26 protein-coding genes are annotated in these 26,232 nt (G+C 68.0%); 14 read left to right on the top strand and 12 right to left on the bottom strand.

The genetic code is table 11. The features are described 5' to 3' along the window. The first annotated feature begins 42 nt into the window (after positions 1–42). The 5 genes from hflK to IEX50_RS01245 all read left to right on the top strand — a co-directional run bounded on the left by hflK (position 43) and on the right by IEX50_RS01245 (position 6,560). Positions 43–1,254: an FtsH protease activity modulator HflK gene (gene hflK / locus IEX50_RS01265; RefSeq protein ID WP_157177645.1), complete on the top strand. Its 1,212-nt coding sequence runs from the start codon at positions 43–45 to the stop codon at positions 1,252–1,254. A 5-nt stretch (positions 1,255–1,259) separates the two neighbouring features. After that, on the top strand, positions 1,260–2,123 hold the full coding sequence (gene hflC / locus IEX50_RS01260) for a protease modulator HflC (protein ID WP_157177685.1): 864 nt from the start codon (positions 1,260–1,262) through the stop codon (positions 2,121–2,123). A 122-nt stretch (positions 2,124–2,245) separates the two neighbouring features. Next, complete coding sequence (locus IEX50_RS01255; protein WP_157177644.1) at positions 2,246–3,823, top strand: Do family serine endopeptidase; 1,578 nt, start codon at positions 2,246–2,248, stop codon at positions 3,821–3,823. 78 nt (positions 3,824–3,901) lie between these two features. Beyond that, entirely contained in the window at positions 3,902–5,530 is a 1,629-nt protein-coding gene (locus tag IEX50_RS01250) for a helicase HerA-like domain-containing protein (RefSeq protein ID WP_157177643.1), read from the top strand. A gap of 67 nt (positions 5,531–5,597) precedes the next feature. Further along, positions 5,598–6,560, top strand: a complete 963-nt coding sequence (locus tag IEX50_RS01245; RefSeq protein WP_229673752.1) for an isopenicillin N synthase family dioxygenase — start codon at positions 5,598–5,600, stop codon at positions 6,558–6,560. A gap of 15 nt (positions 6,561–6,575) precedes the next feature. Here IEX50_RS01245 and queF read toward each other — a convergent pair whose 3' ends face one another. Next, positions 6,576–7,022, bottom strand: coding sequence for a preQ(1) synthase (gene queF, locus IEX50_RS01240; RefSeq protein ID WP_157177641.1), 447 nt, complete (start codon positions 7,020–7,022; stop codon positions 6,576–6,578). A 107-nt stretch (positions 7,023–7,129) separates the two neighbouring features. Between queF and sseA the strand changes: the two genes are divergently transcribed. The 3 genes from sseA to IEX50_RS01225 all read left to right on the top strand — a co-directional run bounded on the left by sseA (position 7,130) and on the right by IEX50_RS01225 (position 10,271). Further along, entirely contained in the window at positions 7,130–7,966 is an 837-nt protein-coding gene (sseA, locus tag IEX50_RS01235) for a 3-mercaptopyruvate sulfurtransferase (RefSeq protein WP_157177640.1), read from the top strand. Continuing rightward, a complete protein-coding gene (gene metC / locus IEX50_RS01230) occupies positions 7,927–9,171 on the top strand; it encodes a cystathionine beta-lyase (RefSeq protein ID WP_157177639.1) in 1,245 nt (414 codons plus the stop codon). Before sseA ends, metC begins: the two co-directional genes overlap by 40 nt. Positions 9,172–9,425: 254 nt before the next feature. Next, positions 9,426–10,271 carry a TorF family putative porin gene (locus IEX50_RS01225; protein ID WP_157177638.1) on the top strand — a complete coding sequence of 282 codons (846 nt, stop codon included), beginning with the start codon at positions 9,426–9,428 and terminating at the stop codon, positions 10,269–10,271. Between the two features lie 178 nt (positions 10,272–10,449). On the opposite strand, the gene IEX50_RS01220 is transcribed toward IEX50_RS01225, so the two are convergent. The 5 genes from IEX50_RS01220 to IEX50_RS01200 form a co-directional block, all read right to left on the bottom strand. Next, entirely contained in the window at positions 10,450–10,908 is a 459-nt protein-coding gene (locus IEX50_RS01220; protein WP_157177637.1) for a DUF3035 domain-containing protein, read from the bottom strand. Next, on the bottom strand, positions 10,901–11,404 hold the full coding sequence (gene lspA, locus IEX50_RS01215; protein WP_157177636.1) for a signal peptidase II: 504 nt from the start codon (positions 11,402–11,404) through the stop codon (positions 10,901–10,903). The genes IEX50_RS01220 and lspA overlap by 8 nt, the downstream gene beginning before the upstream one ends. A 151-nt stretch (positions 11,405–11,555) precedes the next feature. After that, entirely contained in the window at positions 11,556–14,423 is a 2,868-nt protein-coding gene (gene ileS / locus IEX50_RS01210; protein WP_157177635.1) for an isoleucine--tRNA ligase, read from the bottom strand. A gap of 100 nt (positions 14,424–14,523) precedes the next feature. Further along, a complete protein-coding gene (locus tag IEX50_RS01205; RefSeq protein WP_157177634.1) occupies positions 14,524–15,453 on the bottom strand; it encodes a bifunctional riboflavin kinase/FAD synthetase in 930 nt (309 codons plus the stop codon). A gap of 55 nt (positions 15,454–15,508) precedes the next feature. Beyond that, positions 15,509–16,012 (bottom strand): dihydrofolate reductase, encoded by a 504-nt coding sequence (locus IEX50_RS01200; protein ID WP_157177633.1) that lies wholly within the window; start codon positions 16,010–16,012, stop codon positions 15,509–15,511. 77 nt (positions 16,013–16,089) lie between these two features. On the opposite strand from IEX50_RS01200, the gene IEX50_RS01195 reads away from it, so the two are divergent. The 4 genes from IEX50_RS01195 to IEX50_RS01180 all read left to right on the top strand — a co-directional run bounded on the left by IEX50_RS01195 (position 16,090) and on the right by IEX50_RS01180 (position 18,562). Continuing rightward, positions 16,090–16,338, top strand: coding sequence for an exodeoxyribonuclease VII small subunit (locus IEX50_RS01195; RefSeq protein WP_157177632.1), 249 nt, complete (start codon positions 16,090–16,092; stop codon positions 16,336–16,338). Next, positions 16,328–17,245, top strand: a complete 918-nt coding sequence (locus tag IEX50_RS01190) for a polyprenyl synthetase family protein (protein WP_157177631.1) — start codon at positions 16,328–16,330, stop codon at positions 17,243–17,245. The genes IEX50_RS01195 and IEX50_RS01190 overlap by 11 nt, the downstream gene beginning before the upstream one ends. Next, positions 17,242–17,751, top strand: a complete 510-nt coding sequence (coaD, locus tag IEX50_RS01185; RefSeq protein ID WP_157177630.1) for a pantetheine-phosphate adenylyltransferase — start codon at positions 17,242–17,244, stop codon at positions 17,749–17,751. Before IEX50_RS01190 ends, coaD begins: the two co-directional genes overlap by 4 nt. Before the next feature lie 67 nt (positions 17,752–17,818). Beyond that, complete coding sequence (locus tag IEX50_RS01180; RefSeq protein ID WP_157177684.1) at positions 17,819–18,562, top strand: peptidylprolyl isomerase; 744 nt, start codon at positions 17,819–17,821, stop codon at positions 18,560–18,562. Positions 18,563–18,634: 72 nt separating this feature from the next. On the opposite strand, the gene IEX50_RS01175 is transcribed toward IEX50_RS01180, so the two are convergent. The 6 genes from IEX50_RS01175 to IEX50_RS01150 all read right to left on the bottom strand — a co-directional run bounded on the left by IEX50_RS01175 (position 18,635) and on the right by IEX50_RS01150 (position 23,370). Beyond that, positions 18,635–19,609, bottom strand: coding sequence for an FAD:protein FMN transferase (locus IEX50_RS01175; RefSeq protein ID WP_229673567.1), 975 nt, complete (start codon positions 19,607–19,609; stop codon positions 18,635–18,637). Between the two features lie 5 nt (positions 19,610–19,614). Beyond that, positions 19,615–20,451: a DUF4198 domain-containing protein gene (locus IEX50_RS01170; RefSeq protein ID WP_373285261.1), complete on the bottom strand. Its 837-nt coding sequence runs from the start codon at positions 20,449–20,451 to the stop codon at positions 19,615–19,617. A gap of 11 nt (positions 20,452–20,462) precedes the next feature. Continuing rightward, the gene (locus IEX50_RS01165; protein WP_157177628.1) at positions 20,463–20,939 is read right to left on the bottom strand and encodes a DUF2271 domain-containing protein; all 477 of its coding nucleotides are present in this window, start codon (positions 20,937–20,939) and stop codon (positions 20,463–20,465) included. Positions 20,940–20,953: 14 nt separating this feature from the next. Next, entirely contained in the window at positions 20,954–21,583 is a 630-nt protein-coding gene (locus IEX50_RS01160) for a PepSY-associated TM helix domain-containing protein (protein WP_229673750.1), read from the bottom strand. 74 nt (positions 21,584–21,657) lie between these two features. After that, entirely contained in the window at positions 21,658–22,437 is a 780-nt protein-coding gene (locus tag IEX50_RS01155) for an SDR family NAD(P)-dependent oxidoreductase (protein ID WP_157177627.1), read from the bottom strand. A 75-nt stretch (positions 22,438–22,512) separates the two neighbouring features. Further along, positions 22,513–23,370, bottom strand: coding sequence for a LysR family transcriptional regulator (locus IEX50_RS01150; protein ID WP_157177626.1), 858 nt, complete (start codon positions 23,368–23,370; stop codon positions 22,513–22,515). A gap of 94 nt (positions 23,371–23,464) precedes the next feature. Here IEX50_RS01150 and IEX50_RS01145 point away from each other — a divergent pair, with 94 nt between their 5' ends. Beyond that, the gene (locus IEX50_RS01145; RefSeq protein WP_157177625.1) at positions 23,465–24,631 is read left to right on the top strand and encodes an acyl-CoA dehydrogenase family protein; all 1,167 of its coding nucleotides are present in this window, start codon (positions 23,465–23,467) and stop codon (positions 24,629–24,631) included. Further along, positions 24,628–26,229 (top strand): carboxyl transferase domain-containing protein, encoded by a 1,602-nt coding sequence (locus IEX50_RS01140; RefSeq protein ID WP_157177624.1) that lies wholly within the window; start codon positions 24,628–24,630, stop codon positions 26,227–26,229. Before IEX50_RS01145 ends, IEX50_RS01140 begins: the two co-directional genes overlap by 4 nt. Positions 26,230–26,232 lie beyond the last annotated feature (3 nt).

Here is a 26,232-nt window from a genome sequence, read left to right as displayed (position 1 = left end):
GTTGCCACTGTTTTTCCCCGGGCGGACACCTATAAAGAATGGATGAGCGACACAGCAGGCGGACAAATACCGGGGCGCAGCCTTTTGAACGAGGCGGGCGGCGGCCCATGGGGCGGTGGAGCCCCGGGTGGCGGCTCCGGCGGCGGCAAGGGCGACGGCGGCAAGGGTGGTGATGGCGGCAAGGGTGGTGATGGCGGCAAGGGCGGCGACGGCGGCCTTGGCCCGCGCAACCCGTGGGACCAGCCACCGCGCAAGCGCCCGTCCGGCGGCGGGAATGGCGGCAAGGGGCCGAACGGGCCGACCGCGCTCGACGAACTGCTCCGTCGCGGACGGCAGGGATTCAACAATGGCCTGCCGACGCCGCAGGGGCGCAAGGTCTGGACTTTGGTGGCGGCGGCCATCGTGCTGCTGTGGATCGTGACGACGTCGTTTCACCAGGTCGGCGCGCAGCAGCGCGGCGTGGTGACGCGGTTCGGCAAATATGTGACGACGATGTCGCCGGGTGTCGGCTTCACGCTGCCCGCGCCGATCGATCGCGTGACGAAGGTTTCGGTCGACGAAATCCGCGAGATCAACATCGACGCGTCGGACACGAGCGGTGCCGCCGCGGGCGGTGCGCAGAACCTGATGGTAACCGGCGACCAGAACATCATTGACCTGGCCTATTCGGTGCGCTGGAACATCCGCGATCCGGAACTTTACCTGTTCGAGCTGGCCGATCCGGACGACACGATCCGCGAAGTTGCCGAGAGCGCGATGCGGGCCGAGATCGCACGCGTGACGCTGAACGACGCGATCGGGCCGCAGCGCAGCCAGATCGAGGGCCGTGTGCAGCAGCGTGTCCAGGCGATCCTCGACGGGTACAAGGCCGGCGTGCTGATCCAGGGCGTCGCGATCAAGCAGGCCGATCCGCCCGCCGCCGTCGTGGCCGCGTTCAAGGACGTGTCGGCTGCCCAGCAGGAGGTGCAGAGCTACCTCAACAATGCGCGCGCCTATGCGCTTCAGCTGACCGCGAAGGCGCAGGGCGAGGCGGGTGCGTTCGACAAGGTGTACGACCAGTATCGCCTGGCTCCTGAAGTGACGCGCAAGCGCATGTATTACGAGACGATGGAGGATGTGTTGGCCAAGACCGACAAGACCGTGGTGGAGACGCCGGGTGTCACGTCCTACCTGCCGCTGAACCAGTTGCCGCGCCCGGCAACGACGCCCACGGCGCCCGCCGCGCCCGCGATTCAGGAAGGGCCTGCGCAGTGAACCCCGTGACCAACCTGTTCCGCAATCCGATCAGCTGGGCGATCGCACTGGTTTTGGCACTGATCGTCGCTGCTTCGGTATTCGCAGTGGTGCCGGAGACACGGCAGGGCCTCGTCGTGCGGCTCGGCAAACCCAACCGGGTGATCAACGGCTATGTGCCGGGCCGTCCGTTCGGGCAGACAGGAGCGGGCCTCGTCGCACGCTGGCCGTTCCTCGAGCAGATCGTCTGGATCGACAAGCGCGTGCTCGATTTCGACATGCCGCGTCAGTCGGTCCTGTCGACTGACCAGTTGCGGTTGGAGGTCGATGCGTTCGCGCGGTACCGGATCGTCGATCCGCTGCGCATGTATCTGCGCGCACGTGGCGACGAGAAGCGAGTTTCGGATGCGTTGCGTCCGATCCTAGCGTCTTCGCTGCGCAACGAGCTCGGGCGGCGGTCGTTCGTGGCGTTGCTCAGCCCGGAGCGTGGCCAGCTGATGGACAATATCCAGGCGCGGCTGAACATCGTCGCGGCGCAATATGGTGCCGAGATCGTCGATGTGCGGATCAAGCGCGCCGACCTGCCCGACGGTACGCCGCTGGAGAGCGCGTATCAGCGGATGCGGTCGGCGCGTGAGCAGGAGGCGCGGTCGATCCGGGCCGAGGGCCAGAAGCAGGCGCAGTTGATTACGGCGCAAGCCGACGCCGATGCGTCTCGGGTCTATGCCAACTCATTCAACCGCGACCCGGATTTTTACGATTTCTACCGCGCCATGCAGTCCTATCGCCACACCTTCGGGACGGACGGCAGCGGCGCGACCGGTGGAACGTCGATGGTGCTGTCGCCCGAAAACGAGTATCTTCGTCAGTTCCGGGGCCGGCGCCCCTGATCCGTCGGGCGGGCCGTCCATCGGCCCGTCGTTCAAACACCGTTCATCCGGGAAACGGCAGCGACACGCTGTCCGCCCGGTGCCACAAGGCGGAAACTGACTCCCTGAGGAGGATTGCGATCGTGCGTTACGCCTATGCCATCACTGCCGCCATGCTTGCCGGCGGTGCGACGGCCACACTCGTCGTAAACCAGCCGCTCGGCGCGCAGGTCGCGCAGAACGCACCGGGCACCGTGCCCGCCGTGGCGCCGCGACCCGGCGCGCCGATGAGCTTCGCTGATCTGGCCGCCAAGTTGCAGCCCGCGGTGGTCAACATCTCCACCACGCAGCAGGTCTCGCTGCGCGGGAACCAGTCGAACCCGTTCGCCGGCAGCCCTTTCGAGGATTTCTTTAAGCAGTTCGGCGGCCAGGGCGGCGCGCCGGGCGACGGTGGCCGTCCGCAGACGCGCGAGGCGACTTCGCTGGGCTCCGGCTTCATCGTATCGGACGACGGTTATATCGTGACCAACAACCATGTAATTTCGGGCGGGCGCGATGCGGCCGGCCAGGGCACGACGTCGGTCGTGTCGTCGATCACCGTCACGCTGCCGGATCGCAAGGAATATGTCGCCAAGGTCGTTGGCCGCGACGTCAATTCCGACCTGGCGGTGCTGAAGATCGAGGCGCGCGGCCTGCCGTTCGTGCAGTTCGGTGATTCGAAGCGGGCGCGGATCGGCGACTGGGTCGTGGCGATCGGCAACCCGTTCGGGCTCGGTTCGACCGTGACCGCGGGCATCGTCTCGGCACTGCACCGCGGGATCGGCACGGGCAGCGCCAATGATCGGTACATCCAGACCGACGCGTCGATCAACCAGGGCAATTCCGGCGGCCCGATGTTCGACCTTAACGGCAACGTGATCGGCATCAACACCGCGATCTATTCACCGACCGGCGGCAATGTCGGCATCGGCTTCGCGATCCCAGCTGAGGAAGCCAAGCCGATCGTCGATGCGCTGCGCGCCGGCAAGCGGGTGCGCCGCGGCTATCTGGGCGTGGGCATCCAGCCGATCGACGACAACATCGCCGAGTCGCTCGGTCTGCCGAAGAATGTCGGCGAGCTGATCCGTTCGGTCGAGCCGGGCTATGCCGCCGCTCGTGCCGGCATCCGTCAGGGTGACGTGGTCGTGAAGATCGGTGGCACCGAGATCACGCCGGACAGCACGCTGAGCTACACCGTCGCGAACCTGCCGATCGGCAGCCGCGTGCCGATCGAACTGATCCGCAATGGCCAGCGCACGACCGTGACCGCGGTGATCGGCGAGCGTCCGCCCGAGGACCAGCTGGCCTCGGCTGGTTCGGGCCAGGGGCTGAACGACGATGATGATTCCGATCCTTCGACGCCGCAGGCCCAGCCGACGCGTGCGTCGCTCGGCCTCAGTCTGCAGGCGCTGACGCCGGAGATCGGGCGCTCGATCGGTCTGCCAACCGGGGTGCGTGGTGTGGTGATCTCCGCGGTCGATCCGTCGAGCAACGCGGCATCGCAGGGTCTTGCCCGCGGCGACGTGATCCTGTCGATCAACCAGAAGCCGACGACGACCATCCAGGAGGTGATCGCTGCGGTAAACGCCGCCAAGGCCGCCGGCCGGCCGAGCGTGTTGATGCTGGTCCAGCGTCAGGCGACGCCGCCGCGCTACCTAGGCGTGGAACTCGCGAAGAAATAAACCGGTCCTAGAACCGGACAAAAGATGAGCACCCCCTTTCCACGCGGAGAGGGGGTGTTTGCATGAGGAGGGCAAGCGATGGCGGACGGCGAGATCCTGATCGGGGCATCGGCAGACGGGGTGCGGCAGGTGATGAACCTCAAGCGCGCGAACCGGCACGGGCTGATCGCCGGTGCGACGGGCACGGGCAAGACCGTGACGCTGCAAACGATCGCGGAGCAATTCTCGCAGGCCGGCGTGCCGGTGTTCGTGTCCGACGTGAAGGGCGACCTGAGCGGGATCGCGATGGCCGGGTCCGCCGCGACGCCGATGCATGCGACGCTGGCAGCGCGGGCGGCCGAGATCGGGCTGACCGACTGGGCCTATGCCCCAAATCCAGTCGTGTTCTGGGACCTGTTCGGGAAGCAGGGGCACCCGATCCGCACCACGGTGTCGGAAATGGGGCCGATCCTGCTCGCGCGGCTGATGGACCTGAATGCGGTGCAGGAGGGTGTGCTGGCGATCGCATTCCGCGTGGCGGATGAGGGCGGGATGCTGCTGCTCGACCTGGCGGACCTGCAGGCGATGCTGGCGCATATCGCCGAGAATGCGGCGGAACTGACCGCGAAATATGGGAATGTCACGCGGCAGAGCGTGGGCGCGATCCAGCGGCAGTTGTTGCAGCTGGAGTCGCAGGGTGGCGACGCGTTCTTCGGCGAGCCCGCGCTCGACATTCACGACTTCATTGCGGTGGACGAGAATGGCCGCGGCAATATCAATGTGCTCGCCGCCGACAGCCTGATGGCGAGCCCGCGGCTGTACGCGACGTTCCTGCTGTGGCTGCTGTCCGAACTGTTCGAGACGCTGCCGGAGATCGGCGATCCGGACAAGCCGGTGCTCGTGTTCTTTTTCGACGAGGCGCATCTGCTGTTCGATGCCGCCCCGCCCGCGCTGATCGATACGATCGAACAGGTCGTGCGACTGGTGCGGTCGAAGGGGGTGGGCGTCTATTTCGTGACGCAGAACCCGATCGACGTGCCGGACGACGTCGCCGGGCAGCTGGGCAACCGTATGCAGCATGCGTTGCGCGCGTTCACGGCGCGGGACCAGAAGGCGGTGCGCGCCGCGGCGGAGACGTTCCGGGCAAGCCCTGGCGTCGATGTCGCGACCGCGATCACCGAGCTGAAGGTCGGCGAGGCACTGGTGTCGATGTTGCTGCCGGACGGATCGCCGAGCCCGGTGGCACGGACGCTGGTCGCGCCGCCGGGGTCGCGGCTTGGGCCGGTGACCGACAAGGAACGCGCGCTGCTGGTGTCGGTGTCGCCCTATGCGGGCAAGTATGACGAGGCGATCGACCGCGAAAGTGCGGCCGAGATGCTGGCGGCCAAGGCGGGCGATGCAGAGGCGGCGGTCGAGCGGGCGGCGGCCGATGCCGCGGCCGCGCGCGAGCAGGCGGCGCAGGCGAAGCTGGATGCGGCGCGCGAGAAGGACGACGCGCGGCTGGCGCAGGTCGCCGATCGGGCGGCGGCCCGTGCGGAGGCGGCACAGGCGAAGGCCGAGGAACGCGCGCGGATTGCGGCGGAACGCGAAGCGGCGCGGCCGACGATGGTGGACAAGATGGTGCAGTCCGCGGCGCGGTCCGCCGCGTCGTCGGTCGGGCGGCAGGTGGCCGGGCGGTTCGGCGCGCAGCTGTTCCGCGGACTGCTGGGCGGATTGTTCAAGGGATGAGGCATCACGCCCGGTTGGTGGTTCGGGCGGGATGGCTTATCTGGAAGGAAAGCAGGACAGGACCGCGATGATTACCGAAATCGAACCGACGACCACCACCGACGCGATCGCATCGCTTTCGCTGACCGACAGCAGCACCGATCCGCAGCGTTTCGCCGATGCGCTGGGGCGGTCGTTCGAGACCTATGGCTTCGCGGTCGTGCGCGATCACGGGATCGATGCGGCGATCATCGCGCGTGCGGAGACGGCGGCGAAGGCGTTCTTTGCGCTGCCCGAGAATGTGAAGCGGCAGTATCATATTCCCGGCACCGGCGGGGCGCGCGGGCTGACGCCGTTCGGGATCGAGACGGCGAAGGATGCGACTGCGGTCGACCTGAAAGAATTCTGGCATGTCGGGCGCGAGCTGGTCGCGGGGCATCCGTTCAGCGCGCAGATGCCGCCGAACGTCTGGCCGGTCGAGGTCAGCGACTTCCGCGACGCGATGCTGGCGATCTTCGCCGCGTTCGATGCGGCCGGGGCGCGGATCCTTTCCGCGATCGCGTTGTATCTGAAGCTCGATCCGGACTTCTTCGTCGATACGGTGCGCGACGGCAATTCGGTGCTGCGCCTGCTGCACTATCCGCCGATCGGCGCGGACAGCCCGAGCATCCGGGCGGGCGCGCATGAGGACATCAACACGATCACGCTGCTGCTGGGCGCCGAGGAGGCCGGGCTGCAGTTGCAGAAGAAGGACGGCGACTGGATGTCGGTTGCGATCGGCGCGGGGGAGTTGGTCGTCAATGTCGGTGACATGCTGCAGCGGCTGACCAACAACGTGCTGCGATCGACGACGCACCGCGTGATGAACCCGCCGCCGGAACGCCGCGGCGTCGCGCGTTACTCGATGCCGTTCTTCCTGCATTTCCGGCCGGACTACATGATCCGCACGCTGCCCGGTACGATCAGTGCGGAGCGGCCGGACCAGTATCCGGAGGGCATCACCGCGCATGATTACCTCATGCAGCGGCTCCGCGAAATCAAGCTGATCTGACCGGCGACAGGGGCGTCAGCCGCGGCCGCGATAGCCCGGGACGCCCTGATCCGGCAGCCAGAGGCCTTCGGGCACGGCACCCGATTGCCAGAACACGTCGATCGGGATGCCGCCGCGCGGGTACCAGTAGCCGCCGATCCGCAGGAAGCGCGGATGCATCTCGTCGAACAGCCGCTGGCCGATGCCGACCGTCACGTCCTCGTGGAAGCCGGCGTGATTGCGGAAGCTGCCGAGGAAGAGCTTGAGCGATTTCGATTCGACGATCGTGTCGCCGGGCGCATAGTCGATGACGAGATGCGCGAAGTCGGGCTGTCCGGTGACCGGGCAGAGCGAGGTGAACTCGGGCACCGCGAACCGGACGAGATAGAGCGATCCGACGCGCGGGTTCGGAACATAGTCGAGAGCGGCCTCCTCCGGCGATGCAGGGAGCGTGCTGGCCTGGCCAAGATGAAGCGGTGTCATGCGTGCGGCCTTAGCGGTTTTCGGAGCCCAACTATACCATTGTCGTCGCGCGATTGAACGGGTGGCGGGCGGGGGTTAGGGTGGCCGCGAACCGAGGGAAGACGCAGATGGACGCGCTGGTATCGACCGAGTGGCTGGCGGACGCGATGGGGGCGGACGATCTGCGGATCGTAGATGCGACCTATTTCGCGACCGATCCTGCGCGTGATCCGGCTGCGGAGTATGCGGCCGGACATATTCCGGGGGCGGTGTTCATGGATCTCGGCGGGCTGGCCGATCCGGACAGCGCGCTGCCGGGCATGGTGCCGCCCGCGGCGATGTTTGCGGAGCGGATGGGGTCGCTTGGGATCGGCGATGGGGTGCGGGTGGTGCTGTACGATGCGGCGCCGCACCGGACGTCGGCGCGGGCGTGGTGGATGCTGCGGATGTTCGGGGTGCGCGACGTGGCGATCCTGGACGGTGGACTGGCGACGTGGGTTGCCGAGGGGCACCCGTTGGCGACCGGGGGCGAGGAGGCGGAGCCGGGGCGGTTGAGCGTCCGGCAAGATGAGACGGCGGTGCGCGATCTCGGGCAGATGAAGGACAATCTGGCGTCGGGAGCGGAGCAGGTGGTCGATGCACGCTCCGCCGCACGGTTCAGCGGGGCGGAGGCGGATCCGCGGCCGAGCGTGGCGTCTGGGCATATTCCGGGGAGCGTCAACATTCCCTACGACCGGCTGTTCGAGGCGGACGGGACGTGGAAGCGCGGTGACGCGCTGAAGGCGGTGTTCGACGAGGCGGGGGTCGATCTGGCGCGGCCGATCGTGACGACCTGCGGGTCGGGCGTGACCGCGGCGGTACTGCTGTTCGGCGCGCATCTGCTCGGCGCGCGGCAGGTGGCGTTGTACGACGGGAGTTGGAGCGAATGGGGCGCGGACTCGACGACGCCGAAGGCCGTGTCCTGAGCGCCCCCGTGGATCCCGCGCGGCCGATCGGCGCGCAGACGCAGCTCGTCGAGGGCGGGCGATGTAAGGAATGGACGCAGGGGATCGTCAACCCGGCGGTGTGGCGCGCGTCGACCGTGCTGTTCGACAGCGTGGCCGATCTGCGCGCGGCGTCTGCGCGGCCGAATGACGGGCTGTATTACGGACGGCGGGGCACGCCGACGCAGTGGGCGCTGGCCGAGGCGCTGACCGCGCTGGAGCCGGGGGCGGAAGGGACGATGCTGTACCCGTCCGGCGTGGCGGCGGTGGCGGGGGCGCTCCTGTCGGTGCTGAAGCCGGGCGACGAGTTGCTGGTGGTGGACAGCGCCTATGAGCCGACGCGGTCGTTCTGCCGGACGGTGCTGGCCCCGATGGGGATCACGACGCGGTTCTACGATCCGATGGTCGGCGCGGGGATCGCGGAGCTGATCGGCGAGCGGACTGCGGCGATTTTGATGGAAAGCCCGGGAAGTCTCACGTTCGAGGTGCAGGACGTGCCGGCGATCTGCGCGGTGGCGCGGGCGCGGGGGGTGGCGACGGTGTTGGACAATACCTGGGCGACGCCTTTGCTGTTCCGGGCGATCGAGCACGGGGTCGACCTGGCCGTGCTGGCCTGTACCAAATATGTCGTCGGGCATTCGGATGCGATGCTGGGGTCGGTGACGGCGGGGCCGGGGCGGTTCAAGCGGTTGCGCGATCTGGTCCATGCGTACGGCATCCATGTCGCGCCGGACGATGCGTTCCTGGGCAGCCGGGGGCTTCGCACACTAGCGGTGCGGATGCGGCAGCATGAGGCGGGCGGGCTGGCGGTCGCACGCTGGTTGGCGGAGCAGCCGCAGGTCGCGCGGGTGATCCATCCGGCGTTGCCGGGGTGTCCGGGCCATGACGTGTGGAAGCGCGATTTCAGCGGGGCGTCGGGGCTGTTCGGGTTCGTGCTGGCGGGCGGCGACGATGCGGCGCGGACAGCGCTGATCGACGGGCTGGTGCATTTCGGGATCGGGTATAGCTGGGGCGGGTATGAGAGCTTGGCGATCCCGGTCGATCCGGTGGGGTTGCGGACCGCGACTGCGTGGAATGCGGCGGGGCCGATGGTGCGGTTGCATATTGGGCTGGAGGATCCGGATGATTTGATTGCGGACCTCGCAGCCGGGCTGCGGCGGTTCGATGCGGTTGTTGGGTCGCGGTAAGGCGAGGGCTTGCCTAAACCCTGTCTGCGCCGGGGAACCGACGGTCTTGGGGAAGCACGATAATATCAAGTGGCGTGATTTATGTGCAACAATCAGCCCCCGAACTTACCCGCTGTCGCAAATTCGTCATTGTGCGGTGCGGCGATATCGCGGACATACATTGCATCGCCGGCCCGTCGCCCCCCGCAAGGAGAGAGGATCGACGCTGCGATACGCAGTGGAACGAGCTATTTTCCGCATAAGGGGCTTTCGCCATGCAACCGTTCCATATCCTGCTGCCGGCCGCGCTTCTGGCCGTTGCCACCCCTGCGTTTGCGCAGGATGCGGCGCCCAGCCCAATCACGATCAGCGGATCGGCAGGTCTGGTGTCCGACTACCGGTTCCGAGGTGTCTCGCAATCCGACGAAGACATCGCGGTGCAGGCCGGCCTGACCGTTACGCATGAGAGCGGCTTCTACGTCGGCACCTGGGGGTCGAACCTGTCCGGCTGGGGCACGTTCGGTGGGTCCAACATGGAACTCGACCTGTATGGCGGTTACAAAGCGAAGGTCGGCTCGGGCACGCTCGACGTCGGGCTGTTGTGGTATATGTACCCGGGCGGCGCGAGCAAGACGGACTTCGCCGAACCCTATGTGAAGCTGTCGGGCGTGGTCGGGCCGGTCACGCTGACCGCGGGCGTCGCCTATGCCCCGAAGCAGGAAGCGCTGGGGCGCTGGTACAGCACCGGCGAACTCTATGTCGCCGGCACGCCGGATCGGCCGGGTAAGAAGAACGACAATCTCTATCTGTCGGGCGACGCGCTGGCCGCGCTGCCCGGCACGCCGGTAAGCCTGAAAACACATATCGGTTATTCCGACGGCAATCCAGGACTTGGGCCGAACGGGACGAGCGTTGCCCCAACCGGGACCTACTGGGATTGGATGATCGGTGCGGACACCACGTACAAGAACCTGACGTTCGGGGTATCCTATGTCGATACCGACATCAGCTTCGGATCGTTTGGGGCGCAGCGGATCCAGCCGAGCTTTTCCGAAGGGCAGGACGGGACCGGGTCGATCGCTAACGGCAAGGTGGTGTTTGCGGTGACCGCTGCGTTCTGAGTGTGATGGCGTCGCCCTCCGGGTTGGGGCGGCGCTTGCGCTTGGTGACTTGAGGGTCCTCGACTGACGGAATATCCCGCTTTCGCCGGGGTAACGTTCGGGGCGTGTCTGCAGCCAACAAACGAAAAACCCCCGCGGCGATAAGCCACGGGGGTTTTTTGTTCGCGATCGACGAGGATCAGTTGGGGGTCGGGGTGGCCGGTGTGGGGGTGGCGGCCGGCGTGCCGCTGGTCGCGGCGGCGTCCGCGCCCGCACCGACGGGGGCGGCGAGGATGTCGCGGGTGACGGCGCCCTTGTCGACGACGGTGGTGTTGCCGTCGGTCTCCGAACGGATGCCGGCTTCGCCCGAGCGACCGGCGGACCCGATCAGGCCGGCTTCACCGGCGCTGCGCGCAGCCTGGCCACCGAACATCGCGGTCAGTGCCTGCGTGCTGCTGTCCGCTTCCTGTGGGCGGGGGGCACCGGGCTTGGGCGGGGTGAGCGCGAAATCGGGCGGAACGACGAGCGGCGCGCGGCGGGCGACGGCGAATTCGTCGGGGCCGGAGCGGCCGGCGAACACGCCGCCCTTGTTGTTGCCACCGCAGGCCGAGAGGGCCAGCAGGGCGAGCGCGGAGCCCGCAACGATCGACTTACGCATGCACATTCTCCGAACGATCGGCCCCGTCGCGCGTCAGGAAGGCGCGGAGCAGCAGCAACAGGACGCCGATGGTAATGGCGGCGTCGGCGACATTGAAGACCAGAAAGGGATGCCAGTCCCCGAAATGCAGGTCCAGAAAATCCGCGACATAGCCCAGCCGCACCCGATCGAGGATGTTGCCGAGCGCGCCACCCAGGACCAGACCAAGCGCCACCATATCCGGCGTCTTGCGTTCGCGCCAGAGCCAGACCGCGACACCGGTGGCGATCACGCCGGTCAGCCCGACAAGGAGCCAACGCGAGGTGTCGGTGCTGGCGGTGAGCAGGCCCATCGACACGCCGAAGTTGCGGACCCAAGTCAGGTCGAAGAACGGCAGGAGACGGATCTGGAGCTGCTCGGGCAGGCGGAGCGTGTCGACGACGTACCATTTCGACAGCTGGTCGATGGCGAACACGGCGATTGCGATCGCGTAGCCGAGCGGGCGGGGGCGGGTCACTGGACCAGCTCCGAACCCATGAATCCGTTTGGTTCGAGCCTGTCGAGAACTTCGCGCAGGGTTCTCGACTCCGCGTCTCGGCTACGCTCGACACTTGCTCGAACCAAGCGGGGTTGGGGGGTTTGGCACCCCCCATAAACGGAAGAAGCCATCACGCGCGGACCACTTCGGTACAGCGATCGCAGAGGTCGCCGTCCGTGGTGACCTCCGGTAGCAGGCGCCAGCAGCGGCCGCATTTGGCGTCTTCGCTGCGGTGGACGATGACCGTCGGGCCGTGGAGCGTATGTTCGAAGCCGACGTCGGACACGATCAGCAGCTCGGCCAGTTCGGCCGTCGTCGCGCGCGGGCGGTCGAGTTCGTCGGGGTAGCCGATCGTGACGCGCGCTTCGTTGCTGGATCCCAGCTCCTTGGCGCGGCGCTTGGGCTCGATCTCGGCGTTGACGACGAGGCGGAGCGCCATGACCTTGTCCCACTCGGCGCGGTCGACGCCTTCACCCCAGACGGGGTCGAGGATCGGCCAGGTGAGCAGATGGACCGACCCACCGTCCGGGTAGCGCGTGCCCCACACCTCCTCCGCCGTGAAGCAGAGGATGGGTGCGGCGTAGCGGACAAGCGCGTGGAACAGGATGTCGAGCACGGTGCGGTAGGCGCGCCGCTTCGGACTGTCGGCGGCGTCGCAGTACAGGCTGTCCTTGCGGATATCGAAGAACAGCTGCGACAGGTCGTTGTTCGCGAAATCGGTCAGCGTGCGGGCGTAGCGATTATATTCGAACGCATCGGTCGCGGCGCGGAGCGTGCGGTCGACGTCGAGCAGCCGGTCGAGGATGTAGCGTTCAAGGTCCGGCATGTCCTCCGGCGCGACGCGTTCCTCCTCGGTGAAGCCTTCGAGCGCACCGAGCAGGTAGCGGAACGTGTTGCGCAGCTTGCGATAGGCGTCGGACGTGCCGGACAGCACTTCCTTGCCGATCCGGACGTCCTCAAAATAGTCGGTGCTGGCGACCCAGAGCCGCAGGATGTCGGCACCGGATTCGCCGATGATCTTGAGCGGATCGACGACGTTGCCGTCCGACTTGGACATCTTGCGCCCCTGTCCGTCGAGCGCGAAACCGTGGGTCAGGACCGCGTCATAGGGCGCGCGGCCACGGGTGCCGCACGATTCGAGCAGCGAGGACTGGAACCAGCCGCGATGCTGGTCGGACCCCTCGACATAGAGGTTGGCGCGTGTGCCGAGCCCGTAGCGCGCCTCGATCACGAAGGCGTGCGTGCTGCCGCTGTCGAACCAGACGTCGAGGATGTCCTTGACCGGTTCATAGTTCGCCGCGTCGTACGCGTCGCCGAGCAGAGCTTGATGGTCGGTGGTGTACCATGCGTCAGCGCCGCGCTCCGTCACGGCGGTGACGATGCGCGCATTGACGGCGGGGTCGCGGAGATAGTCGCCGGTCCTGCGGTCGACATAGAGCGCGATCGGGACGCCCCAGGCACGCTGGCGGCTGATGACCCAGTCGGGCCGGCCGGCGACCATCGCGTGGATGCGGTTGCGCGACTTTTCCGGCACCCAGCGCGTGCGTTCGATCGCGTCGAGCGCGGTTTCGCGGAGGGTGGCGCCGTTGGTCGCGGACGCGCCCTCCTCCCCGGTGGTGGGAGGGCTCTGCTGCGTTCCGGTCGCGGCATCCATCGGGATGAACCACTGGGGGGTGGCGCGGAAGATCAGTTTGGCCTTGCTGCGCCAGCTGTGCGGGTAGCTGTGCTTATAGTCCGCGGAGGCGGCGAGGAGCGCGCCGGCTTCGCGCAGCGCGGTGCAGATCGGGCCGTCGGGGGCGTTGAACTTCGGGTTGATGACCGAGCCTTCGCCGCCCAGCCAGCCCCAGTCGGCGCGATACTTGCCGTCGCCTTCGACCGCGAACACCGGATCAATGCCGTGCGCCTTGCACAGCTCGAAATCGTCCTCGCCGTGATCGGGCGACATGTGGACGAGGCCGGTGCCGGCGTCGGTCGTGACGAAATCGCCGGGCAGCATCGGGCGCGGCTTGGCGAAGAACCCGCCGAGCGCGTGCATCGGGTGGCGGACGGTGGTGCCGGCGAGGTCTGAGCCGTCGCCAGACCAGACAATCGTCCAGCCATCGCCATCTGACAGCCAAGGCGAGCTTGTGATACCAAAACGCCCCATCGACTCTACTAGCAAGTCGCTGGCGAGTAGGAAGATCCGCTTGTTTGTCCTGACAGCGGTGTACTCAACCTCCGGCCCGTAAGCCAAAGCCTGGTTGACCGGGATCGTCCACGGCGTGGTCGTCCAGATGACCGCGTGCGCACCGATCAGTTCCTTGATCGGGCTGTCGACGATCTCGAACGCGACGTCGATCTGGGTGGAGACGATGTCCTCATATTCGACCTCGGCCTCCGCCAGGGCGGTCTTTTCGACGGGGCTCCACATGACCGGTTTGGCGCCGCGGTAAAGCTGACCCGTCTCGGCGAACTTCAGCAGTTCGGCGACGATCGTGGCCTCGGCCTCGTACTTCATGGTGAGGTACGGGTCGGCCCAGTCGCCCATGACGCCGAGCCGCTGGAACTGCGTGCGCTGCACATCGACCCAGGTTTCGGCATAGGCGCGGCATTCGGCGCGGAACAGGACGGGGTCGACCTCGTCCTTGTTCAGCTTCTTCTTGCGATACTGTTCCTCGACCTTCCATTCGATCGGCAGGCCGTGGCAGTCCCAGCCCGGCACGTAAGGCGCGTCCTTGCCGAGCAGCGATTGCGACCGGACGATGATGTCCTTCAGGATCTTGTTCATCGCATGGCCCATGTGGATGTCGCCATTGGCGTAGGGCGGGCCGTCATGCAGGATGAAGCGCTCGGCGCCTTCGCGCGCCTTGCGGAGCTGTCCGTAGAGATCGGCATCGGCCCAGCGTTGCAGGATCGCCGGCTCCTTGGCGGCAAGGCCGGCCTTCATCGGAAAATCGGTCTTCGGCAGGAAGACGGTGGAGCGCCAGTCCTGCGCGGGCGTATCTTGGGTGTCGGTCATCGCCTGCGGCCTTAGCGCAGGGTGGGGCGGGGGGGAACAGGCGTGTTTCGCTGCGCTCGCTCGTTTCGTGCATCGGTATCCCCGCGGGGGCGGGGGTACGTCAGGTGGAGGCGAGGATCGTTTTCGCCTTCGCGCTGTCCCGGTCCATCTGGGCGATCAGCGTGGGGAGGTCGTCGAACTTCGCTTCCGGGCGGAGGTGGGCGATCAGGTCGATCTCGATCGTCTGGCCGTAGAGGTCGCCGTCGAAATCGAAGAAATGCGGTTCGAGCAGTTCCTTGGGCGGCGTGAACTGCGGCCGGATGCCGAGGTTGGCGACGCCGTCGAGCGTGCGACCGTCGGGCAGGTGGCCGCGGACCGCGTAGATGCCGTAGGCGGGGCGGAGATACTTGCCCATGTCGAGATTGGCGGTGGGGTAGCCGATCGTGCGGCCGACCTTGTCGCCGTGCTGGACGACGCCCTGGATCGCGTAGGGGCGGGTGAGCAGTCGCGCGGCCTCTTCCGGACGGCCGGCGCGGAGCGCGTCGCGGATGCGGCTGGACGAGATCGGGCCATCGGCGTCGGCGATCGGGCCGACCGCTTCGCTGCGCAGGCCGGCGGCGGTGGCGCGTTCGGCGAGGATGGTTGCATCGCCCGACCGACCGGCGCCGAAGGTGAAGTCGGCCCCGGTGACGATGCACGCCGCGCCGACGCGGTCGCGCAGCCAGTCGGCGATGAAGTCCTGCGCCGTGACGGCGGCGAGCGCGGCGTCGAACCCGAACACCAACATTGCGTCGGCCCCGGCCGACGCGAACAGGCGCTGGCGCTGATCCAGCGTGGTCAGGCGGAACGGTTCGGCGTCAGGGCGGAAATAGCGGACCGGGTGCGGATCGAAGGTAGCGACGATCAGCGGGCGGCCCTCCGCCGTGGCGATGGCACGCGCCCGGGCGACAACCGCCTGGTGGCCGAGATGGAACCCGTCGAAATTGCCGAGCGCAACGACGCCGCCGCGATAGGGGGCGGGGATAGGTTCGTTGGTGGTCAGCCTCTGCATGACCGCGGGCTATAGGTAGCGCGGGCGGCGGCGACAATGGTGCGGCGCGTGGCGCCTACCCGCGGCGCAGGTAGCGGGCGAAACTGTAGGCGGGGCGGGTGCCGTCCGCGGGGTGGTCGGTTCGCGTCGCTTCGTGCCAAGTGGCGGGGTCTGGGAGCGGCAGGACGGTGTCGCCCGACGGTTCGGCGTGGACGTGGGTCAGCTCGATCCGGTCGGCGAGCGGCTCGAACAGCGTGTAGACCTCTGCGCCGCCGATGACGGAGAGCGTGTCGCCCGCGGTGGCGAGCGCTTCTTCGACGGTCGCGACAGGTTCGGCGCCGGGGGCGGACCAGTTGCGGTCGCGGGTCAGGACGATGTGGCGGCGGCCGGGGAGCAGGCCGGGCAGGCTGTCGAACGTACGGCGGCCCATGATCATCGGTGCGCCGGCGGTGATGGCCTTGAAATGGGCGAGGTCGGCGGGCAGGCGCCAGGGCAACCCGCCGTCGCGACCGATCACGCCGTTGGTGGCGCGCGCGACGACCAGCGTGATGCGGGGGCGGGGGGCGGCGGGATCGGACATGGTCTGCGCCCTATGCCCGGCAGGTTGGCGGAGCAAGCCCGCTTGACCCCGTGCCGCCCATCGCCAATACGACCGGGATGGCGGAACAGACGGACAGCATCGGCGACCTTTCGTTCGAGGACGCATTGAAGCGGCTGGAAGCGATCGTGCAGCGTCTGGAGGGCGGCGAGGCGTCCCTGGACGAATCGATCAAGCTTTACGGCGAAGGCGACGCGTTGAAGCAGCAGTGCGAAGCGCGGCTGCAATCGGCGCAGGCCCGGATCGAGCGGATCGTGGCCGGCGCGGACGGCAAGGCGACGGGGACGGCGCCGTTCGATGGCGACTGAGACCATGAGCGACGGCGCGATCCTGCCGGCCGCGTTCGCGCGGGTCTCGGGTGAGATCGACGCGTTCTTCGATACGCTGCTCGCGGTGCCGGACGACGGGCGGGCGCAGCTGTATCGGGCGATGCGGCATGCGGCGATCGGCGGCGGCAAACGGTTGCGGCCGTTGCTGGTGTCTGCGGCCTGTGCGCTGTTCAATTTCGATCGGGATCGCGCGATCCGGGTCGGCGCGGCGATTGAGTGCATCCACGTCTATTCGCTGATCCACGATGACATGCCGTGCATGGACGATGACGACATGCGGCGTGGCAAGCCCACGGTGCACCGCGCGTTCGACGAGGCGACCGCGGTGCTGGCGGGCGATTCGCTCCATGCGCTGGCGTTCGAGGTGCTGGCCGATCCGGCGACGCATCCCGACCCCTATGTGCAGGTCGAGCTGATCGCCGAACTGGCGCGGGCGAGTGGGCCGGTCGGCATGGCGGGCGGGCAGATGATGGACCTGGCGGCGGAGACCGCGGGCGACACATTCGACCTGGCCGCGGTGACGCGGTTGCAGCAGTTGAAGACCGGCGCGCTGATCGGGTTCTGCCTGGAGGCGGGCGCGATCATGGGGCGGGTGCGGCCGGAGGGTCGGACCGGCCTGCGCGGTTATGCGCACGACATCGGGCTGGCGTTCCAGATCGTCGACGACCTGCTCGATGCGGAAGGCGATGCGGCGGCGGTCGGCAAGGCCGTCGGCAAGGATGCGGGCGCGGGCAAGGCGACGTTCGTGTCGCTGATGGGCGTGTCGCGCGCGCGGGCACAGGCGGCGATGTTGGTCGACCAGGCGGTGCAGCATCTGCATGCGTTCGGGGCGGAGGCGGACCTGCTGCGCGCGATCGCGCGGTTCGTGCTGGAGCGTGACCGGTGAGCGGCCCGCGCATCGGCGTGTATCCGGGGACGTTCGACCCGATCACGCTCGGTCATATGGACATCATCCGGCGTGGTGCGAAGCTGGTCGACCGGTTCGTGGTGGGAGTGACGACCAACCCGTCCAAATCGCCGATGTTCACGGTCGAGGAACGGTTGGCGACGGTCCGGCGCGAAGTGGCATCAATCGGCGGCGACATCGACGTCGTGGCATTCGATTCGCTGCTGATGGATTTCGCGGAATCGATGGGCGCGAGCATCATCGTGCGCGGGCTGCGCGCGGTCGCGGATTTCGAGTATGAGTATCAAATGGCTGGCATGAACCAGCAGCTGAACAACCGCGTCGAAACCGTTTTCCTGATGGCCGACGTGGCGTTGCAGCCGATCGCGTCGCGGCTGGTGAAGGAAATCGCGCTCTACGGCGGCGACGTCACCAAGTTCGTGCCGCGTGCGGTGATCGGCGAGATCCGCGACCGGGTCGAGACGATCGGCCGCAAGGGCAGCTGACATTCAGGCTTTGGACAGCCGCGCGCGGGTAGCGCACGGCCGAATTTTTTCGGGATACGGAATGACGATGCGCAACAGCTTCCTTCTCGCCGCCATGGCCGGCCTGCTGTGTTCGACCGGCGTGCTCGCGCAGGCGCGGCCCGAACCGACCGAGGCGACCGAGCCCAAGCCGTTGCCCAAGACGCTGCAGGCGACGCCGGTCGAGGCGTTCCTGCCGCCGGCGCTGACCGCGGAGAACACGCTGAACTTGGACCTGTCGACCGGCGGGCGCGTCGTGATCCAACTGCGACCGGACAAGGCGCCGGAGAATGTCGCGCGGGTCAAAACGCTAGCGCAGCAGGGTTTCTACAACGGGCTGCCGTTCCACCGCGTGATCGACGGGTTCATGGCGCAGGGCGGCGATCCGAAGGGCGATGGCACGGGCGGTTCGCCGCTGCCGGACCTGAAGGCGGAATTCAACGACATGCCGCACGTCCGCGGCGAAGTGTCGATGGCGCGCAGCCAGCAGCCGAACAGCGCGAACAGCCAGTTCTTCATCATGCTGGCCCCGAACCTGGGCCTCGATGGCAACTATACCGCGATCGGGCGGGTGGTGTCGGGGATGGAGTATGTCGACCGGATCGAAAAGGGCGAGCCGCCGGCGAACCCGTCGAAGATCGTGAGGGCCACGCTGGGCGCGCCGTTCGTGGCGTCGGCGGTGCCGCCGGTTGCGGCGGTGCCTGCTGCTGCGCCTGCCGTGCCCGCGACGGAGCCGGCACCGGCCGCAACGCGCGTGCCCGATGCGGCGCCGGCGCCTACGCCGCCGCAGTAACGGTCGCTAGCCCCCGGGCGTCGCGCAATGAGCGCGGGATCCCGGATCAGATTTGGCATGACGGGGACTGGGTTAGTCCTCCAGCATCGCGATAAGGGCAGGACTAAGGTGCTCGGTGACGATGCCGGCATGTTGTTCGATGATTCGGGTGGCCAGGTCGTGTTTCGTCGCCAGCGCGAGACCGGCTTTCCCCCCGATGACGGTCAGCGCGGTCGCCCATGCGTCGGCGTTGCCGGCGCGGGCGTGGATGACGGTTGTCGAGATGACGCCGTTCTTCACCGGATGCCCGGTGCGCGGGTCGAGGGTGTGGTCGCCGCGGATGGCGTTGCCAGAGGTGGCGACCGCGAGCTCGTGGAGCGCGAGGCGGAGCGGGGCGATCGTTGTGCCGGGCGGGGTTTCGGGGTCGACCCACCAGGGGTCGCCGTCGGGGCGGATGCCGCGGCCGGTAAGTTCCCCGCCGATCTCGACTAGGCAGTCGTGAATGCCTTGCGTGGCGAGGAGGTCGGCGACGGCGTCGACCGCGTCGCCCTTCGCGATCCCAGCCAGGTCTAGCGCGAGGCCGCCGGGTTGGCGGAGGCGGCGGGTGCCGGGTTCGAACTGGAGTTTCTGCCAGCCCGCGGCGGCATGGAGGGTCGCGACGTGCTGGGCGTCGGGAGTGGGCATCGGGCCGGGTGGCCCGTAGCCCCAGAGGTCGACAAGGCGGCCGATCGTGGGGTCGTAGGCGCCATCGCTCGCCTCGGCGATCGTCAGTGCCGTCGCGACGACGCGGGCGAAGTCGGGCGGGAGCGATAGCCAGCGGCCGGCGGGGGCTTGGTTGAATTCCGAGAGCAGCGAGGTGCGGTCCCAGTGGCTCATCTCTCCGACGAGACCCGTAAGGCGGGTGATGATCGCGCGTTCGATCGTGTGTGGGTCGGTCGTGCGGGGGCAGGCGAACAGGACGCGCCAGAGAGTGCCCATTGTCTCGCCATGGAGCGTGACGATGGGCAGCGACGGGTTGCGGCGGGCGAACGCGTACGGCGCAATCCGGGGGGGCAGCGCGATGCGCATGGGGGTCAGGGCGTCAGCACTTCCAGCGTGGTGGTGTAGGAGAGGCGGCGTTCGGTGGCGCGTGGGACGTTCGTCTTCGCGTCGGTCAGGTTGGCGTTAAGCCAGTACATGCCGGCGGTCGGCCACGTCACGGTCAGCACGCCGTCCGCGCCGGTGGTGAGGTCCATGCCGTTCTCGGCGTCGCGGTAGCGCTTGCCGCCGGGGATGACAGTGACCTTCAGGCCCGCCGCAGGCTTGCCGTCGACGAGGAAGCGGAAGCGGGCCGCTTCGCCCGCGACCAGTTCGTCGGGGTGGGTGATGGGGCTGAGTTCGAGGCCCTTGCCCGTCGTGCGGAAGACCGTGGTGGTGGGGGCACCGGCGGTGACGAAGATCTCATTGCGGCCAGACGATTCGGTCAGTTTCACGTCGGTCGCGTTCGCGGGAATGTCGGCGACGGTCAGCGGGGCTGGGGCGCCGGGTTGTGGGGGGCCGCGGCGGCCGATGCGTTTCTCGACGCCGTCGACCTTGAAGCTGCCGCCGACGCCGCCGTTCTCCGAACCGATCTTCCAAGTGCCGGGCTTGTCGAGCTGGACGTCGAAGACGGAGCGGTAGCGGCCGGTGGCGCCGTTCTGGAGCTGGCCTGCGGTGCCGTCGGGTTGCCAGACCTTGATCGATTCGAGCCGACCAGGCTGGTGATCGAAGAAGAACAGGTCGTTGGAGACCGCAGCGTCGACGGTGACCCAGCTGTCGGTGCCGGAGAAGACGGTGGCGGACGGGAGCAGCCACATGCGGTGCGCGGAGCCGGCGGCGGGCAGCGCCAGCAACGCGGCGGCGGCGATCAGGTGGCGGGTGATGTTCTTCATGGTCATGATCCTCAGCGGGCGGCGAGCGTGACGGCGCCGAGTTCGGTCTTGCCGGTGGTGCGGGCGGTTCCGTTCGGGACGGTGAGCGGCACGGTGACCAGTTCGCGCCCGCCGGTTTCGCGCGCGGCCTCGACATTCAGGACGTAGGCGCCGGGGCGGAGGTCCGCGGGCAAGGCGACGCTGTACTGGCCGGGCGCGCGGGTGGCGCCGCTGATGCCGTTGGCGGGCAGCGCGAGGCTGCGGCCGCCCTTGCGCCACCAGGCGCGCAGGTCGGACAGCCATTTGGTGCCGGGTTCCTTGCCGCCCTTCTTCACATCGTACCAGACGGCCAACGTCCGCGCCGCGCCGCCGACCGCCGGTTCGAGCCAGATCGCGACGTAGGGCCGATGATATTCGGCGACCGGCAGGCGCGGGATGGTGACCGTGACGGTGCCGGCGGTGGCCGGTGCGGCGATGACGCCCGCGAGCAGCAGATAGGATGAGCGCATGACGGGACCCCCTTTTAGTGGACGAACAGGACGGCGATGACGATCGGAGTGGCGAGGCCGGCGGCAACGATGGGCCACGTCATGGGCCGGCGGCGCGCGTGGAATTGCAGCAGCAGCAGGCCGGTCAGCGTGAACAGGATGCAAGCCGCGGCGAAGATGTCGATGAACCAGAACCACGCGGCGCCGGCGTTGCGGCCCTTGTGGAGGTCGTTGAGGTAGGAGACCCAGCCGCGGTCGGTGGTCTCCGCGGTGATCCGGCCGGTGGCGCGATCGATGCTGACCCAGGCGTCGCCGCCAGGGCGCGGCATGGCGACATAGACTTCGCCGTCGGACCACTCGGCCGGGCGGGTTGCCGGGTCGAGGCCGACCGCCCGTTCGACCGCGGCGGCGACCGCTGGTGGCAGCGGGGCGTCCGCAACTGGTGTTTTGGGCAGGAGCGATACGGACAGCTGCCCGGTCTTGTTCATGACCACCGGCTCGGCCGCGATCGAACCGGCGTGGTTCAGCGTGATGCCGGTGATCGAGAAGAGCAGCATCGCGACAAGCGACACGGCGGCACTGACCCAGTGCCAGTTGTGGAGCTGTTTCAGCCACCAGCCGCGCCATTTGCGGTTCGGGATGGGGCGGGCGGCGGCGGGTGGAATGACGATGACCCCGATCAGGACGGCGGAAAGTCTTCTAGGCCGCTAATGCGAGGCATTGTCAACTAGCTTCCGTCCTACATCAGCGTGTCGATGACGCCGCCGTCGACGCGGAGTGCCGCACCGGTGGTGGCCGACGCCTGTTCCGACGCGACGTAGACGATCATGTTGGCGACCTCCTCGACCGTCGCGGCGCGCTGGATGATCGAGGTTGGGCGCTGGCTGGTGACGAAATCCGTCGCGATGTCGGCGATGGGGCGGTTGGTGCGGGCGCGTTCGGTTTCCAGCATCGCCTCGACCCCTTCGGACAGCGTCGGGCCGGGCAGGACGGCGTTCACGGTGACGCCGGTGCCGGCCATCCGCTTGGCCAGACCGCGGGCGAGCGCCACGTCAGCGGTTTTGCTGACGCCGTAGTGGATCATGTCGACTGGAATATTGAACGCCGATTCGGAGGCGAGCATGATGAAACGGCCCCAGCCCTTGGCCTCCATACCGGGCAGGTAGGCGCGCGCCAGCCGGACGCCCGCCATGACGTTGACCTGCCAGTGGCGGTCCCACGTGGCATCGTCCGTGTCGAAGAAGTCGGCGGGCTGGAAGATGCCGAGGTTGCTGACGACGATGTCTGCGGCGGGGATCGCCTTTACCAGCCGGTCATGGCCGTCGACGGTGGCGAGGTCGGCCGCGACACCGCGCACGTCGGAGCCGAGCCGTGCGACCGCGGCGTCGACCTTCTGCAGCGTGCGGCCGTTGATGACGACGCTGGCGCCCGCGTCGCGCAGCCCGGCGGCGATGGCGTAGCCGATGCCCTCGGTCGATCCGGTGACGATGGCGGTCTTGCCGGTGAGGTCAATATGCATGGGGCGGTTTCCGATGAGGCGCGAGGTGTGAGCAGCGTCGGGTAACGCGTCGTCGCGCAATTCAGTGCCGTGCGATCAGGCGGCAGCGCGGATCGCCCGCTGAAACAGGTCGTAGCCCATGCTGTCGGCGAGGCGGGCGGCGGAGGCGGGGGCGACGACGAAGCCGATCCGCCGCCGCACGTCGAAGCCGGCGAGTGCGACCATCGCGATCCCGTCATCCGCGAAGCAGCGCGGCATGACAGTCATGCCGAGGCCGGCGCGGACATAGGCGACCGCGCGGTCGTCGCTGGTCGTGCGGGCGGCCATGAACGGCCGGACGCCGCGGCGCGTGAAGAAGCGACTGACGTCGGCCAGCGCCTCGCAGTGGCGGCGGACGATCATCGGTTCGGCGGCGATGTCCTGCGCGTCGATCATGGTCCGGTCGGCAAGCGGGTGGTCCGCGGCCATCGCGACGGCATAGCCTTCGTCGAAGAGTGCCGACGGGCCGTCGCCGACGTCGCACAGGACCGCGTCGAGTGCGCCGCGATCCAGGCGGGGGCGCAGGTCCCGGGCGCGGCCCTCGAGGATTTCGAGGCGGTCGGTGCAGCCGGCGTCGTGGACCGCCCGCAACGCGCGCTCGATCCAGTGTGAGGGCAGGGTCGGGACGATGCCGAGCCGGATGTGCCGCCCGGCCTCCGTTTCGCGGACGGAGCGTTCGGCGGCGGCGAACTCCGCCTCGATCCGCCGGGCGTGAACGGCGAAGCGCGTGCCGGCGGCGGTCACCTCGACCCGGCGGTTGGTGCGGTGGAACAGTGGGCTGCCGAGCAACGCCTCCAGCTTGGCGATGCCGACCGACAATGTGGGTTGCGACACGCGGACATGCTGTGCCGCGCGGGTGAAGTTGCCCTGGTCGATCACCGCCAGGAAATAGCGCAGCAGGTAGCGATCGATCATAGACCGGACCTATGCCATGCATCGCGCGGTTTCAATTTCTGTGCGCGTGCCCGAAGTGGTACGGACCGGAAAACAGATCAACCGGAGAGGCCGAATGGCACCTGATTTCGATTTCGCGCTGGGCGAAACCGCGGACATGATCCGCGAGACGACGCAGCGTTTCGCGGCGGAACAGATCGCGCCACTGGCCGCGCGGATCGACGCGGACGACTGGTTCCCGCGCGAGCTGTGGCCCGCCATGGGCGCGCTCGGACTGCATGGCATCACGGTGGGCGAGGACGATGGCGGGCTGGGGCTCGGTTATCTGGAGCATGTCGTCGCGGTCGAGGAGGTTTCCCGCGCTTCAGCGTCGGTGGGGCTCAGCTATGGTGCGCACAGCAATCTTTGCGTCAACCAGATCAGCCGGTGGGGCAATGCGGCGCAGAAGGCGAAGTATCTGCCCAAGCTGATTTCCGGCGAGCATGTCGGGAGCCTCGCGATGTCCGAGGTTGCGGCCGGATCCGACGTGGTGTCGATGAAACTGTGCGCGCGGAAGACCGACGCGGGATACGTGCTGGACGGGACGAAGTTCTGGATCACCAACGCGGCTTATGCCGACACGCTGGTCGTCTATGCCAAGACGGGCGAGGGGAGCCGCGGGATCACCGCGTTCCTGATCGAACGCGACATGCCGGGGTTCAGCATCGGGCAGAAGATCGACAAGATGGGCATGCGCGGGTCGCCCACCGCGGAGCTGGTGTTCAACGGGTGCGAGGTGCCGGCCGACGCGGTGATGGGGCCGGAGAATGGCGGCGTCGGCGTGCTGATGTCCGGGCTCGATTACGAACGCGCGGTGCTGGCGGGGATCCAGCTGGGCATCATGCAGGCGTGCCTGGACGTGGTGATCCCCTATGTTCGCGAGCGTCAGCAGTTCGGGCAGGCGATCGGCCAGTTCCAGCTGATCCAGGCGAAGGTGGCCGACATGTATGTCGCGTTGAATTCGGCGCGGGCCTATGTTTATGCGGTGGCGCGGAGCTGCGACGCCGGGCGGACGACGCGGTTCGACGCGGCCGGCGCGATCCTGCTGGCGAGCGAGAATGCGGTGAAGGTGTCGCTGGAGTCGATACAGGCGCTGGGCGGGGCGGGCTATACCAAGGACTGGCCGGTCGAACGCTATATGCGCGACGCCAAGCTGCTCGACATCGGGGCGGGGACGAACGAGATCCGGCGGATGCTGATCGGGCGCGAACTGATCGGGGCGCCGCCGAAGGTGATGCAGTGAGCGCACCGGTCCTGACATCCGCGCTGTCGCCCGACGCCGAGGGGTTTCGCGCGAACGCGGCGCATAATCGGGCGTTGGTTGAGCGGCTGCGCGGGGACGTGGCGCGCGCGGCGCTCGGCGGGAGTGCGGCGGCGCGGGAGCGGCATGCGGGGCGGGGCAAGCTGTTGCCGCGCGATCGGGTGGAGCGGTTGCTCGATCCGGGATCGCCGTTTCTGGAGATCGGCCAGCTGGCGGCGAACGGACTATACGACGATGCGGTGCCGGGCGCGGGAGTGATCGCGGGGATCGGGCGCGTCGCGGGGCGGCAGTGCATGATCCTGTGCAACGATGCGACGGTGAAGGGCGGGACTTACTATCCGCTGACCGTGAAGAAGCATCTGCGCGCGCAGGAGATCGCGCAGGAGAACAGGCTGCCGTGCATCTACCTGGTCGATAGCGGCGGGGCGAACCTGCCGCATCAGGCGGAGGTGTTTCCGGACCGTGAGCATTTCGGGCGAATCTTCTTCAACCAAGCGCAGATGTCTGCGCTGGGTATCCCGCAGATCGCTTGCGTGATGGGGAGCTGCACCGCGGGCGGGGCCTATGTGCCGGCGATGTCGGACGAGACGGTGATCGTGCGCGGGCAGGGGACGATCTTTCTGGCCGGGCCGCCGCTCGTGAAGGCAGCGACGGGTGAGGTCATTTCCGCCGAGGAACTGGGCGGGGCCGATACGCATGGCCGGCGGTCGGGCGTGGTCGATCATGTCGCGGAGGACGACGACCATGCGCTGGCGATCGTGCGCGATATTGTGTCGATGCTGCCACCGCAGGTGTCGGCGCCGGTCAACATGGCTGAGCCGCGGCCGCCGGCGTTCGATGCGGAGGAGCTGTACGGCATCGTGCCGGCCGACGTGCGCGCGCCCTACGATGTTCGCGAGGTGATCGCGCGGATCGTCGATGCGTCGGAGTTTCACGAGTTTAAGGCGTTGTACGGGACGAGCCTGGTCTGCGGGTTCGCGCATGTCCATGGGATGCCGGTCGCGATCCTGGCGAACAACGGCGTGCTGTTCAGCGAGAGTGCGCAGAAGGGCGCGCATTTCATCGAACTGGCGTGCCAGCGGCGGATCCCGCTGCTGTTCCTGCAAAATATCTCCGGCTTCATGGTCGGTGGGCGGTACGAGGCGGAGGGGATCGCCAAGCATGGTGCGAAGCTGGTCACCGCCGTCGCCACCGCGACCGTGCCGAAGATCACGATCCTGATCGGCGGGAGCTTCGGCGCCGGCAATTACGGGATGTGCGGGCGGGCGTACGGGCCGCGCTTCCTGTTCAGCTGGCCGAACAGTCGGATCAGCGTGATGGGCGGTGAGCAGGCCGCGTCGGTGCTAGCGACCGTCCACCGCGACGCGGACAGCTGGACCGCGGAGGAGGCGGAAGCGTTCAAGGCGCCGGTCCGCGCGAAGTACGAGGACGAAGGCAACCCGTGGTACGCGACGGCGCGATTGTGGGACGACGGGATCATCGATCCGGCGCAGACCCGCGACGTGCTGGGCCTGGCGCTGGCCGCGACGTTGAATGCCCCGATTCCCGAACGCACCGCGTTCGGCGTGTTCAGGATGTAGCCG

Source organism: Sphingomonas prati (assembly GCF_014643515.1).
GTDB lineage: Bacteria > Pseudomonadota > Alphaproteobacteria > Sphingomonadales > Sphingomonadaceae > Sphingomonas_R > Sphingomonas_R prati.
Note: the sequence above shows the minus strand (reverse complement) of the source record. Positions and strands in the feature narration are given on the sequence as shown.

What these genes read in the sequence shown, in the direction of transcription:
- queF (WP_157177641.1), bottom strand. Translation starts at nt 7,022, where the DNA reads ATGACACCGCTTCATCTTGGCCAGGCCAGCACGCTCCCTGCATCGCCG.
- IEX50_RS01145 (WP_157177625.1), top strand. Translation starts at nt 23,465, where the DNA reads ATGGCACCTGATTTCGATTTCGCGCTGGGCGAAACCGCGGACATGATC.
- IEX50_RS01190 (WP_157177631.1), top strand. Translation starts at nt 16,328, where the DNA reads ATGGCGACTGAGACCATGAGCGACGGCGCGATCCTGCCGGCCGCGTTC.
- IEX50_RS01195 (WP_157177632.1), top strand. Translation starts at nt 16,090, where the DNA reads ATGGCGGAACAGACGGACAGCATCGGCGACCTTTCGTTCGAGGACGCA.
- hflK (WP_157177645.1), top strand. Translation starts at nt 43, where the DNA reads ATGAGCGACACAGCAGGCGGACAAATACCGGGGCGCAGCCTTTTGAAC.
- ileS (WP_157177635.1), bottom strand. Translation starts at nt 14,423, where the DNA reads ATGACCGACACCCAAGATACGCCCGCGCAGGACTGGCGCTCCACCGTC.
- IEX50_RS01220 (WP_157177637.1), bottom strand. Translation starts at nt 10,908, where the DNA reads ATGCGTAAGTCGATCGTTGCGGGCTCCGCGCTCGCCCTGCTGGCCCTC.
- sseA (WP_157177640.1), top strand. Translation starts at nt 7,130, where the DNA reads ATGGACGCGCTGGTATCGACCGAGTGGCTGGCGGACGCGATGGGGGCG.
- IEX50_RS01205 (WP_157177634.1), bottom strand. Translation starts at nt 15,453, where the DNA reads ATGCAGAGGCTGACCACCAACGAACCTATCCCCGCCCCCTATCGCGGC.
- IEX50_RS01200 (WP_157177633.1), bottom strand. Translation starts at nt 16,012, where the DNA reads ATGTCCGATCCCGCCGCCCCCCGCCCCCGCATCACGCTGGTCGTCGCG.
- IEX50_RS01170 (WP_373285261.1), bottom strand. Translation starts at nt 20,451, where the DNA reads ATGAAGAACATCACCCGCCACCTGATCGCCGCCGCCGCGTTGCTGGCG.
- IEX50_RS01245 (WP_229673752.1), top strand. Translation starts at nt 5,598, where the DNA reads ATGATTACCGAAATCGAACCGACGACCACCACCGACGCGATCGCATCG.
- IEX50_RS01165 (WP_157177628.1), bottom strand. Translation starts at nt 20,939, where the DNA reads ATGCGCTCATCCTATCTGCTGCTCGCGGGCGTCATCGCCGCACCGGCC.
- IEX50_RS01180 (WP_157177684.1), top strand. Translation starts at nt 17,819, where the DNA reads ATGCGCAACAGCTTCCTTCTCGCCGCCATGGCCGGCCTGCTGTGTTCG.
- IEX50_RS01225 (WP_157177638.1), top strand. Translation starts at nt 9,426, where the DNA reads ATGCAACCGTTCCATATCCTGCTGCCGGCCGCGCTTCTGGCCGTTGCC.
- IEX50_RS01155 (WP_157177627.1), bottom strand. Translation starts at nt 22,437, where the DNA reads ATGCATATTGACCTCACCGGCAAGACCGCCATCGTCACCGGATCGACC.
- IEX50_RS01150 (WP_157177626.1), bottom strand. Translation starts at nt 23,370, where the DNA reads ATGATCGATCGCTACCTGCTGCGCTATTTCCTGGCGGTGATCGACCAG.
- IEX50_RS01250 (WP_157177643.1), top strand. Translation starts at nt 3,902, where the DNA reads ATGGCGGACGGCGAGATCCTGATCGGGGCATCGGCAGACGGGGTGCGG.
- metC (WP_157177639.1), top strand. Translation starts at nt 7,927, where the DNA reads ATGGGGCGCGGACTCGACGACGCCGAAGGCCGTGTCCTGAGCGCCCCC.
- IEX50_RS01175 (WP_229673567.1), bottom strand. Translation starts at nt 19,609, where the DNA reads ATGCGCATCGCGCTGCCCCCCCGGATTGCGCCGTACGCGTTCGCCCGC.